The organism is Paenibacillus diazotrophicus, from assembly GCF_042610465.1.
In genome coordinates this window covers 25138-37443 of record NZ_JBGJZN010000011.1, presented here as the reverse complement: position 1 = coordinate 37443, position 12306 = coordinate 25138, and the positions used below count along the sequence as shown (strand labels likewise).

At 50.3% G+C, this 12306-nt stretch carries 12 protein-coding genes and 1 riboswitch; all 12 genes read right to left on the bottom strand.

What is annotated here, in order from left to right; all coding sequences use genetic code 11:
• Positions 1–33: 33 nt before the first annotated feature.
• Entirely contained in the window at positions 34–672 is a 639-nt protein-coding gene (locus ACAN54_RS27785; protein ID WP_379163438.1) for a GDSL-type esterase/lipase family protein, read from the bottom strand.
• 130 nt (positions 673–802) lie between these two features.
• Positions 803–1903, bottom strand: coding sequence for a PdaC/SigV domain-containing protein (locus ACAN54_RS27780; protein ID WP_379163435.1), 1101 nt, complete (start codon positions 1901–1903; stop codon positions 803–805).
• A gap of 232 nt (positions 1904–2135) precedes the next feature.
• Positions 2136–2894: an SIMPL domain-containing protein gene (locus ACAN54_RS27775; protein ID WP_379163432.1), complete on the bottom strand. Its 759-nt coding sequence runs from the start codon at positions 2892–2894 to the stop codon at positions 2136–2138.
• Positions 2895–3119: 225 nt separating this feature from the next.
• Positions 3120–3389: an HPr family phosphocarrier protein gene (locus ACAN54_RS27770; protein ID WP_019914358.1), complete on the bottom strand. Its 270-nt coding sequence runs from the start codon at positions 3387–3389 to the stop codon at positions 3120–3122.
• A 97-nt stretch (positions 3390–3486) separates the two neighbouring features.
• Positions 3487–4416 (bottom strand): DNA-binding protein WhiA, encoded by a 930-nt coding sequence (gene whiA, locus ACAN54_RS27765; RefSeq protein ID WP_379163547.1) that lies wholly within the window; start codon positions 4414–4416, stop codon positions 3487–3489.
• A 35-nt stretch (positions 4417–4451) separates the two neighbouring features.
• The gene (locus ACAN54_RS27760) at positions 4452–5387 is read right to left on the bottom strand and encodes a gluconeogenesis factor YvcK family protein (RefSeq protein ID WP_379163544.1); all 936 of its coding nucleotides are present in this window, start codon (positions 5385–5387) and stop codon (positions 4452–4454) included.
• A gap of 56 nt (positions 5388–5443) precedes the next feature.
• Positions 5444–6343, bottom strand: coding sequence for an RNase adapter RapZ (gene rapZ / locus ACAN54_RS27755; protein ID WP_379163429.1), 900 nt, complete (start codon positions 6341–6343; stop codon positions 5444–5446).
• 46 nt (positions 6344–6389) lie between these two features.
• Complete coding sequence (locus ACAN54_RS27750) at positions 6390–7340, bottom strand: ROK family glucokinase (RefSeq protein WP_379163426.1); 951 nt, start codon at positions 7338–7340, stop codon at positions 6390–6392.
• Positions 7341–7599: 259 nt separating this feature from the next.
• Complete coding sequence (locus ACAN54_RS27745; RefSeq protein ID WP_379163423.1) at positions 7600–8868, bottom strand: DUF438 domain-containing protein; 1269 nt, start codon at positions 8866–8868, stop codon at positions 7600–7602.
• Between the two features lie 42 nt (positions 8869–8910).
• A complete protein-coding gene (locus ACAN54_RS27740) occupies positions 8911–9138 on the bottom strand; it encodes a DUF1858 domain-containing protein (protein ID WP_074107487.1) in 228 nt (75 codons plus the stop codon).
• Between the two features lie 228 nt (positions 9139–9366).
• Complete coding sequence (gene thiC, locus ACAN54_RS27735) at positions 9367–11061, bottom strand: phosphomethylpyrimidine synthase ThiC (protein ID WP_379163420.1); 1695 nt, start codon at positions 11059–11061, stop codon at positions 9367–9369.
• Between the two features lie 115 nt (positions 11062–11176).
• A riboswitch (TPP riboswitch) is annotated at positions 11177–11283 on the bottom strand.
• 69 nt (positions 11284–11352) lie between these two features.
• Positions 11353–12306 carry a thioredoxin-disulfide reductase gene (gene trxB, locus ACAN54_RS27730; RefSeq protein WP_379163417.1) on the bottom strand — a complete coding sequence of 318 codons (954 nt, stop codon included), beginning with the start codon at positions 12304–12306 and terminating at the stop codon, positions 11353–11355.

The following is a 12306-nucleotide window of genomic DNA, read 5'->3' as shown; positions in this document are numbered from 1 at the left end:
GCAGCCTCTTTTGCATTATATAGTAGCAGTTTGTTACCGCAGCCGGCCGTAACCTAAGGCATCCAGCTTTCCGGCAATTATACGGTAGCCTCTGCCGTTTGGATGCACATGGTCCAGTGACAGCAATCCATACTCATTGCCGGCGAACTCATGATAGATGGAGGCAAACCCGCATACACTGCTGCTATAGCCCGCTACATAGCCGTTAAACTGCCTTACCCAGTCTGTAGCTTCCGTGAACTGAGGATAAGGATTATAAAGTCCAACCATCCGGATGATAAAGGGGCGGCGGCTGCCGTTCTTGAGCTGCCAGAGAGAACCCATAATCCCGCTGAAATTTCTTTTGCACTCACGAAGTGCCCGTTCCAGCGCTGGAGACAGGTCACCTGGACGAAAGGAGACGGCTTTGGCTGCCTTAATCAGGTCGTTCCCGCCTATGGACAATGTAATTATATCTGCATCCCGGATCGCTTGGCGCATTATGGGTGCACTGCCTAGACGCTGCCCCAATGCATCCGTAGTTAGACCATTGATGCCAAGGTTGGCTGCGCCAACTGGTGCACGGAGCCGGCTCTCTGCCATTTTGCGGTATACATGTACAAAACCGTTGCCCGGAAGAGCTCCGAATCCGGTTGTCAGGGAATCGCCAATGGCTGTGTACAGATAACTCATTTCCTTCCCCCCTCTTCATAAGCTAGTTTCTCCTATAGCTTATGAATGTGAGAAGCGCCTGGTCACGGAAAGGTATCCCTACACGACATTAGCGGAGCGGGTTAATCTACTCTTTTATAGTAGACTATCCTTATTTCAGCCCAGCGAATGGGCTGCTTCCATCCGGAAGAAGCTCCTTGAAGGTGAACTCATACTCTGGGAACCCGGAAGCGTAGGCTGTGTATTCGTAGAGCTGGAAGAATACGGCCAACCTCCCGTCCTTCACATAAAAATTCTTCTCTGTATTCAGGCCCGTGAACCCTCCCAGGTAACCGCCCTCTGCCTTAATGAGCTTGGATAACTTCGCATTAAGCTCCTTTTTATAATTTGGGTTGGCTTTCAGCAAATCCCCGATCAGGAGGCGCTTGCCGTCCTTCAGTGAGAATGTGAACGCATTGCGGTAAGTCATCCCGTGAGCACCCCCAAGATAGCTATACTGGTTCGTGATCAGACTGAGTATGCCGTCCTGGTTGTAGGTGATCACATAACCCCCGTCGAATTCATACGGCCGGTCGTCCGAGGATTTATTCGCAATCTCCTTCTCCGCGCCAGCTGCAAACTTGGTGAAGGTCTGCTTTATCGTGTCATTAATCGTCTGCTGGGCCTTGGCATTCGCCAGACCACTGATTTGCGGGTAATCCAGTTTGATGGGTGCATCTTCACGGTCCTTGACGATACTCTCCGTCTTAATGGTGATGGCATTTTGCGCTTTGCTGATGACATTCAGCCTACCTGTAGACGCACTCCAATCACCTTTATACCCCAGAAAATCATTCAGCAGATCTAATGGAACAAACAGACGATTGTTGATGTTCACGGCTTGATATTCATTAATATAAAAGTTATTCACCGAAATTGAAATCTCGTAATCGGTAACAGATAGCTTAACCTTCGATATTCCTTTGCCAATCGTATAAGCTTGTTCTGTCTTATCGTAGGTTAGCTGCATCCCCAGAGAATCCCGTAAAAACGTCACCGGGACCCAAACTTTCCCCTCACGGACAATGCCGGTCTGCGGCGTGATTTTGCCGTTCACCTTCAGCACTACTAGCGAATGTTCTGGATTGGTCTGAACCGTAGCCGAAGCTGCCTGACTCGTCTCTGCCGGCAAAAGCCCTCCGCTTAGCAGAATCCCCGCCGCCATGATCCCTGCGCCCCACACATGGGCTTGTTTCTTCTTGATGTTCTTCATATGATTATCCCCTTCCGCTAGCCTCATTTCCACTCTTCCCATTATAGAGACATCAGGAGCAGCCATTGTTACAAAGCCCTTTACAATTTCTTAAGCTTCGATGGGCTTTTCAGAGCTCCTTATTACATTTCTTTAAACAAAATGAGAGATTTCCACAACCATTTCCCTCAAAAATAAAAAAGGCACTGTTCCCACTGTAGCCAGCAGAAAAAGTGCCTCTTGAGCAAACAAACTATTTCAGCTCATACATTACGCTAAGCTGCGTCGAAACCTTTACTTCCCCCGGTTCAACGGAAGTGCCGCCAGCAGTATCTGCTGCTGCTTTGGACATCACCGCATTCTCCATGTAGACCACAGGATTGTTGCCGTCATCATTCTGCGTGACTGTAACGACCTGGCCCAGACTGCGTTTGGCTGCTTTGGCAATAGCACCAGCTTTTACATCGGCATTGGCCATGGCCTTCTCAATCACCTGCGCTTCGAATGCAGACGGATCTTCAATAGCAAATTGTGCATTCCCAATGTTGTTCGCTCCTGCAGTAGAAACAGCATCCAGTAACTGTCCAACCTTGGCCAGATCACGATAGGTTACCTTCAGCGTATGCTGCGCAATGTAGCCTTTAATCTGCTGACCATCTTTTTCAGTATAGCTGTAGTTCGGTTGTACGCTGAATTGAGTGCTCTGAATGTCTTTATCTGCAATGCCCCAGGTGGTTTTCAGCAGTGCGGTAATCTTGGCTATTTTTGCTCCATTGGTTTTTTGAGCCTCTTCAGCCGTTGCCGCAGTAGTGTTGACCCCGATGGACAGATAGACAACGTCCGGTTTGATGGAAAGTTCTCCTTTACCGATCACATTGACGACGTTTTTCTGCACTTCATCGGCGGCGTAAGCCTTTTCAGGACCCTGGAATGCTCCGCTCAAAGCCATCCCCCCCATCATCAAACTCCCTGCCAGCATTACTACTCCAAGCTTTTTGCTCCATGTATTCATGTCTGCTATCCCCTTTCGCTATTTGTAATTGTTGTTGGTACTCTCTAGACGATGCAGCTTGGCAAAAGTTGCATATTACCTCATTGGATAAGAAAGAAATTATACAAGACTGCCAGAACACCTATCTATACCCTTATCCTTTTCAATGCACATCTATACACAGACAATAAAAAAAGCCCCGGAGGGCTTTTAGTCATGCCATTAAAAAGTAAGGCCTTGCAACAATTACTGGTTCTCAAGCTCTTCTTTGCTAACAAGACTTGTCAAAGCGGTTACAGCTTGGTCCGCATCGGCGCCGTCCGCGCTGATATAAATCTCCGTGCCGGAACTGATCGCCAGGCTCATAATACCCATGATGCTTTTAGCGTTCACTTTTTTATCGTCTTTTTCCACGAAAATCTCCGACGAGAATTTGTTTGCTTCTTGCACGAACAATGCTGCCGGCCGAGCGTGAAGCCCCGTCTTCAACCGTACAACTACCGGGTGCTTTGTCATGAAACGCTTACCCCCTATTTGAGATCTGCCCAAAAATTTCACATTAATTTTATAATATTATATCATTATAACCGCAACCACACTAGAAAAAAAATAATCAGCCGCCCCGGACCTTATCAGCCAGCTCGTCAATTTTGCGCAAACGGTGATTTACTCCTGATTTACTGACTGTGCCCTTCAGCATTTCGCCAACTTCCTTAAGGTTAATGTCCGGGTGTGCCAGTCTGATCTCGGCTACTTCGCGCAGCTTATCCGGCAGACTATCCAGTCCCATCTCCCGCTGCAGCAGCTTGATATTCTCGATCTGCCGTACTGCGGCGCTTATGGTTTTGTTCAGGTTAGCCGTCTCGCAGTTGACGATCCGGTTCACGGAATTACGCATGTCACGCATAATCCGCACGTCCTCGAACTTGAACAATGCTTGATGTGCGCCGATCAGACTCAGAAACTCGATGATCTTCTCGCCTTCCTTGATGTACAGGATGAAGCCTTTTTTGCGTTCAATACAACGGGCATTAAGGTGAAACTCACCTGCCAGATCCACCAGTGCCTTGCAGTGCTCCTCATACATCGAAGCAATCTCCAGATGATAAGACGATCCTTCCGGATTGTTAACCGATCCGCCAGCCATAAATGCCCCGCGAAGGTACGCACGTTTGCAGCAGTTCTTGCCGACAATTTCTTCGTCAATCCCATCTGTGAAGATGAAGCCTTCGGACACAATCCGGAGATCCTTGAGAATTTCTTGAACACGGTTTGGAATCCGCACGATATAGACGTTATTCTTCTTCAAACGCATTTTTTTACGCACGAGCAGCTCGATATGGACTTGGTAATATTTCTTAAGTAAAGAATATACCCGCCTTGCAATCGCGGCGTTCTCCGTCGAAATGTCGAGGACTACCTTTTTGCTTGAAAGCTGCACGGAACCGTTCATCCGGATCAGCGCGGACATCTCTGCTTTCTCGCAGCAAGGCTGGCTCTCCACCATCGTCAGCTCTTTTTTGGTAAGGGCCGCAAAAGACAAGGGGCTCACCTCTTTCATGTTCCTACAAAATAGACTTATCTGGAAATCCAGTCTTTCACAAGCTGGTAAATATGATGACTAAGCTTATCTGTATCATGCCTCAGATAGGTCTTGAATAATACCAGCTTATCGGCAATCACTTTGTAGCCGTTACCATCCACCACATCAAGATCAAGCTGGACAGGCCGGGCACCCTTTTCTGCATACTTCAACTGTACCTGCTCGGGAATCTCGCCATCGTTCACGATCACATAATCGAACAAATGAAGTCCTATGTGGTCATAGACGGCCTGAAGGTGGTCACTAACTGTATAGTTGTCCGTTTCACCAGGCTGGGTCATCACGTTGCAGACAAAGATTTTGATCGCATCCGAAGCCACAACGGCCTCTGCCAGCTTAGGCACCAGCAAATTTGGCAGGATACTCGTGTATAGGCTGCCGGGTCCACATAGAATTGCATCGGCATTACGTATCGCCTCCAGTGCCTCCGGCAGCGGCTCTACATTAGCTGGTTCCAGGGAGATTCTTTTGATGACCCCTCTAGCTTCAGGGATTTTGGACTCACCTGTGATTATAGAGCCATCAGCCATCTCAGCGTGCAGCACTACCGCCTCACCCGCAGCAGGCAGCACGCGTCCGCGCACGGCGAATAACCGGCTCAGCTCCCGGACGGCAGTGACAAAATCACCGGAAATGTCCGTAAGCGCCGCCAGAATCAGATTGCCCAGGCTATGCCCGGCCAAGCCTTCGCCACTGCTGAAGCGGTATCTCATAATCTGGGCCATGAGCGGTTCTACATCAGCCATTGCTGTCAATACGTTGCGGATATCACCAGGGGGTGGCATTTGCAGTTCACTTCGGAGTATGCCAGAGCTCCCCCCGTCATCCGCAACAGTAACTATCGCTGTAATATCAAGCGGCTTTTCCTTCAAACCGCGAAGCATAACAGACAATCCCGTACCTCCACCCATAACGACGATACGTGGACGCTGTCCTTGTTCTTCAGCCACTATTGACCCCTTCTCTCTTAATGCCGGTCACGTTCAGAGTCCCGGTGGCTGACGGCTACAGACTCCGTCTCGCTAACCCCCAGCATCTTGCCCAGGTATTCGGATATTGCTACAGAGCGGTGTTTGCCACCCGTACAGCCAATACCGATAATAATCTGGGATTTGCCTTCTTTCCGGTACTGCGGTATCAGGAAATGAAGCATATCCAGCAGTTTGGTCAGAAACGTCTGTGTCTCTGGCCATTTCATAACATAATCGTAAACCTCGCTATCTTGACCCGTCTTTGGCCGCAAATGATCCACATAATGAGGATTCGGCAAAAAACGGACATCAAATACCAGGTCTGCGTCGATCGGAATTCCGTATTTGAAGCCAAACGAAGTGATATTAACAGAAAGTGTGCTTTTACCTAAATGGGAAAAACGTGATACGATCTTCTCCTTTAGCTGGACGGGCTTCATGCTGCTGGTGTCCAGACATAAGGTGGCAGAGTTCTTCAACTCCTCCAGCATCTGACGTTCCAGGCGGATACCATCTAGCGGCATGCCTTTAGGTGCCAGCGGATGATGCCGCCGGCTCTCCTTGTAACGCTGTACCAGTACAGAATCCGTTGCATCCAGAAAGAGAATCTCAAAACCGATCGTAGACTCGTCTTTGATATAGGACAATGATTCCGACAAAGCGGTGAAGAACTCTCTCCCGCGCAAATCGATAACAAGCGCTACTTTGGCGATTTTCCCTTTGGATTGCTCAATCAGCTCAGCAAATTTGGGAATCAGCACCGGCGGCAAATTATCCACACAGAAAAACCCGAGATCCTCCAGACTCTGTACAGCAATCGTCTTGCCTGCACCTGACATGCCCGTAATAATGATCAGGGTGGCACCACCGGGCGGTGATTGTTCCAGTTCGGTCATCAAAGCGCCCCCTCCCTATAAATAGTATATGAATAATTCCATCTGCTTAAGAACGCAGCAAAAGACCTGCAGCGCCAATAATACCCGCATCATTACCGAGCTCGGCCGGAACGATGGTCACTCCGGTCTGCAGCGGAGCCGGGGCCAGCTTTGCGAATACGCGTCGAACCTCTTCAAACAGAATATCTCCGGCTTTGGAGACCCCGCCCCCAACGATGAACACCTCTGGATTCAGTACCGCTGCGACAGCAGCCATGGATTTGCCCAGATAGAACGCAGCACGGTTCACAATCCGCAAAGCAACTTCATCTCCGGCTTTGGCGGCATCAAATACCTCTTTGGCGGCAATTTTCTCCACCATGGACAGGGAAGTGCGGTCGCCGCGGCTAACAGCATCATTTGCCATACGAATAATACCGGTTGCAGAGGAAACGGTCTCCAGACAACCCATGTTGCCGCAGCCGCATTGGATAGCTTCCAGATCAGGCACTACAGAAATATGACCAAGCTCGCCCGCAAGTCCGGCAAATCCTTGATACACTTTGCCATTAATAATGATTCCGCCGCCGACACCTGTGCCCAGCGTGTAGCAAACACAGTTCTCTACACCACGTCCCGCTCCGCTCCAGGCCTCGCCCAGCGCAGCCACATTCGCATCATTGTCTATTTTGACGGGCTTGTTCAAACGACCCTCCAGAATGGCACGGATCGGCACATCTCTAAAACCTATGTTAGGCGCAAGAATGATGATTCCTTCACGAATATTCGTAAACCCGGCCAGGCCCGCTCCTACACCGGCAAGCTGATCCCAAGAGTACGGGGATTCTTCCACAATCTGACGCACATACTTTTCGATATTATCGATGACAGCATCGACGCCATCGGCTGTCCCCGTAGGTCCCTCAAAGGTATGCAGCAGGTTCCCCTCGGCATTGCAGATTCCAACCTTAATCGTGGTTCCACCTAAATCCACGCCAACGTAGATACTTTCAGACATGTAACAAGCCACCTTTTTCTATGCTAAAATAGTTAATCCTACGTACCCACTATAATAGAAGGTATCCCTGCGGTCAAGGAAAGGCGGTACACCCGGCTATATGAAGAGTCTTGTATTTTTTTATGACAAAAAGTGCGGCTTTAAGAGAATCTGAAAAATTCCTGTTTTTATGAAAAAGGCCTCTTGCCTATGCGGCAAGGGGCGGATCAATCAGCATAAATTCAAGGCGGTGGACGGAGGGTAGTACGAATGTAGACAGCTACTCCGACAAAATCCGTTTCTGACCCTCCAACGCGCGGATCGGGGCAATGTTCTGGGTGAATTCAAGGGTGCCCATGTAACGGCCCGCTTCGTCACGTACTGCGAAATAACGGATGTAGATAAATTTATCCTTTATGGCAATCCAGAAATCCTCGGCGTCTTTGCGGCCTGCCTTGAAATCCTCCAGCAGCTTCTCAACGACATGCACGCTTTGCGGCGGATGGCAGTTCTGCACCGTGCGGCCAATAACAGCCTTAGTGCGGGCGAAGATCCGTTCTTTGCCATGGGAGAAGTAACGAACGACATCATTTTCATCGATAAATGTCAGATCAACAGGCAGATGATTCAGCACGGTTTCCAGCTGATGCAGAGACAACAGGCCCGTCTCGAAGCGGATAAAGCCTTGAGGTGATAAGCCTTCTTTTCCATCTTCTGTGCCTTGCGCAACTGCCCCCTCCGGCTCTGCAGCACGCTCAGGAATCCACTCCCGCTCCGGCGCAGTCAGGCAGAAGCCAATTTCATCGCTTTCGCGGGCGATTTTGACCCATTCATCTTCAGTCAGTTTATCAAGCGCCATCGGCAGCAAAATATTTTCTTCCTTAAAGATCATTTCATTTACTTCCTGGATAATGTTCGTAAGCAGAGCTCCAACCTCTGCCGCTTCCCCGTTGTACGCACTGAGCGCAGCCTTGGCTTGTTTGATCATGCCGCGGATCCCATCATCCACTCCCCACATCACTTTGGTTGGGCCATAAATACCGTATTTCTCAAGGTAAGGGAACAGCAGATTTTCTTTGCGGCTGTAGTGCTTGTCGAGATCAAGCAGCAGGCTCAGATCCTCCAGCAGCTTGAAGATCATCTCTTCGCTGTCGTTTCTTTGGAATTTATCGGCATGCAGCTGCATACGGAAGTTCACCAGCCGTTCAATCTCACGGTTCTCCAGCTTGAAGGTGTGGACGGGATGTCCCGGCTGTTCCTCCGGCTTGGCAGAACGGTGAATTTCCTGGATCGATCCTTTGAAAATGGCCGTGTGCACAGAGCACAGGCGCTGTACCTCAGTTACAGGAATCCCTTCCTCCGTCATCAGGGAATGCTCCATCGCAGAAATTTCCTCTACCGTGACATCACCTACCGCTTCTGCAAAACGCGCCTTGACTTCCTCTACACTTTTACCGGCATGCAGCTCCTTAATAATCTCCTTAAGCATGGCTTGGCGGCGTGTCTGCTGAGGAATATCCATTTCACGGTTGTTAATCAGTTCACTCATCGTTCTCTCTCCTTCTCCATTCCATCTGTTAATCTCAGCACTCTATTCAATAATCTCGAAGCCATGGCTCTGAAATGCCAGCCGGACGGTTTCGCGATCCATTTTCTTCATTGTGATTCCTTTCGACAAGGTCATGAACCGGCCCGCCGTCTGCAGCATGCCAGGCTTAGTTATATCGCGGAAACCCAGCTCAACCATAATGTCTATGGCTTCCGGATAACGGCTGACCAGCTCGAATATGGACTCATCCATGTTAAGGTGTTTGCTCATTGCACTCTCCTCCTGCAGCTTGGCATTCTACCAATTGATAACCTTTCTCAACAACAGCTTAGCATAGGGCACAGGGCCGAAGAGTGATTGCAGTCACTAAATTTTAAAGTAGTTGTAGAAGGACAAAGATAATTCATAACGTGAAGCGGATAACCTCTTATCTTCAGAAAAAAAGCTGTCCCCTTACGCCTCGCAGCGCGGGAACAGCCTTATGTGGTCCGGCTTGGGTTATAGCATTTTGCTTAGCCTGGACGAATTACGGATATCATGCGAAATACGCATACTGCAGAATTTGGGCCCGCACATGGAACAGAAGTGCGCTGTTTTGGCACCCTCGGCTGGAAGAGTCTCATCATGGTACTCCAGCGCCCGCTCCGGGTCCAGCGAAAGGTGGAACTGGTCACGCCAGCGGAACTCGAACCGCGCCTTCGACAGGGCATTGTCCCGATCCTGCGCACCTGGATGGCCTTTGGCCAGATCTGCAGCATGTGCGGCGATTTTGTAGGTAACGACTCCTTCGCGTACATCATTTTTGTTAGGCAATCCCAGGTGTTCCTTAGGCGTGACGTAGCACAGCATCGCTGTCCCGAACCAGCCGATCATCGCCGCACCAATCGCAGAAGTAATATGGTCATAACCTGGTGCAATATCCGTGGTTAAAGGACCCAGTGTATAAAAAGGGGCTTCTTGGCAGAGCTCCAGCTGCTTATCCATATTCTCCTTGATCTTGTGCATTGGCACATGTCCCGGACCTTCGACCATTACCTGAACATCGTGTTTCCAGGCGATGGCTGTCAACTCTCCAAGCGTCTCCAGTTCAGCGAACTGTGCCTCGTCATTGGCATCGGCAATGGAGCCCGGACGCAGTCCGTCCCCCAGGGAGAAGGCCACATCATAAGTCTTCATAATCTCGCAAATCTCTTCAAAATGTGTATATAAAAAGTTCTCTTGTTGATGTGCAAGGCACCAGGCCGCCATAATAGAGCCGCCACGTGAGACAATTCCGGTCGTTCTTCCGGCAGTAAGCGGAATATAACGCTTCAGCACCCCGGCATGAATGGTGAAGTAATCCACACCCTGCTCCGCCTGTTCGATCAGCGTGTCCCGGTACAACTCCCAGGTCAGATCCTCGGCGATTCCTTTTACTTTCTCCAGTGCCTGATAAATGGGTACGGTGCCGATCGGTACCGGTGAATTGCGGATAATCCATTCGCGGGTGGCATGAATTTTCGCACCGGTAGATAGATCCATAATCGTATCCGCACCCCAGCGGGTAGCCCATCTCATCTTCTCCACTTCCTCTTCAATGGAAGAAGAGACAGCGGAATTCCCGATGTTCGCGTTGATCTTAACCAGGAAGTTACGGCCTATGATCATTGGTTCACTCTCGGGATGGTTGATATTGGCCGGGATAATCGCGCGGCCGGCAGCGACCTCATCCCTTACAAATTCAGGCCGTGTATTCTCCCGAATCGCGATATACTCCATTTCCGGTGTAATCATCCCCAGCCGTGCATAGTGGAGCTGGGTGACATTACAGCCCTTACGTGCTCTTAAGGGATTCCGCCGCAAGCCGGTGAACCCTTCCGCCGACGTTCCGTCTGCAGCCAATCCGTAATCTCCAGGTTGAACGGCTCTCCCGGCGTATTCCTCTGAATCCCCACGTTCCACAATCCAGCTTAAGCGGTGCGCCGGCAGGCCCTTACGTACATCGGTCTGTGCAGCAGCATCCGTGTAAATCCCACTAGTATCATAGACACGCAGCGGCTCATTATCCTCTTCCCCCGCAACCCCTTCGGTACGGCTGAGACGGATCTCACGCATCGGAACCTGAATATCCGGGCGCGAGCCCTCTACATACACCTTACGGCTTGCGGGGAATCCCGAAAGATCGACTTGTTCCTTTTTTGATGAATCTGACATTCTTATCTCCTCCTCAACGCTCTGTGAGCCATTTTAGATAAGATCAGCACGCAGCAAAAAGCCGCTCCACCTGGAGCGGCTTTATTCACGAACAGCCAATAAGGCTGTGCTCAAAAAAGGTCCGGCTCCACTTTCCTACGCTGGTATGATCCAGATCAGGTTCAAGGGTCCGGGAATTCAATTTCCCCGTCTCAGCCCATTCAGGCTCCCCTAGTGGGTATCTATCTAATTAAATACAATCTACGCTAGCAGGTATTTATTGTCAACCAAAAATTCGCTTAGTCCGCTCCGTTACTTATCCAGCGTTTCGCTCCAATCATGCACCATAGTGCCTTCCAGATACTTCTCAGCATCCATAGCGGCCATACAGCCGGTTCCTGCAGCCGAAATCGCCTGCCGGTAACGCGTATCCTGAACATCCCCACAAGCGAATACGCCTGGAATGTTAGTTTCTGTTGTTCCTGGATTCACCACGATGTAGCCGTTGGCATCTGTAGTAATCTGACCGCCGAGGAATGCCGTATTCGGTGTGTGGCCGATAGCAACAAATACGCCATCTGCTTCCACGAGCTCCTCAAGACCCGTATCATTATTGCGGACCGTTAGTCCCTTCACCCCGGTATCCCCGACGGTAACTTCAAGCGGCGTGCGGTTCAGTGCCCAGGCCACCTTGCTGTTCTCACGCGCCCTGTCCTGCATAATCTTCGAGGCGCGCAGCTCCGGACGGCGGTGGACCAGGGTTACGCTGGAAGCGAATCGAGTGAGAAAGCTGGCTTCCTCCATCGCGGAGTCGCCGCCGCCGACCACAACAATCTTTTTGCCGCGGAAGAAGAATCCATCGCAGGTTGCACAGGTACTAACCCCGCGTCCGACATTCTCCTGCTCTCCCGGTATGCCGAGGTACCTTGCGGAAGCACCGGTTGATATAATCACCGACTCTGCTTCCAGCACACCCAGTCCATCTACGGTTACTTTGAAGGGGCGCTGCGAGAAATCCACAGCATCCACCCAGCCGTTCTTAAATTGAGCCCCAAAGCGTTCAGCCTGCTTACGCATGTTATCCATCAGATCCGGACCTAAAATACCTTCTGGAAAACCTGGAAAGTTCTCTACCTCTGTCGTCGTAGTCAATTGTCCTCCTGGCTGCAATCCTTCAATAACAAGGGGGCTGAGGTTGGCACGTGCCAGATAAATCGCAGCAGTCAATCCTGCCGGACCTGTTCCGATTACAATTGTTTTGTACAT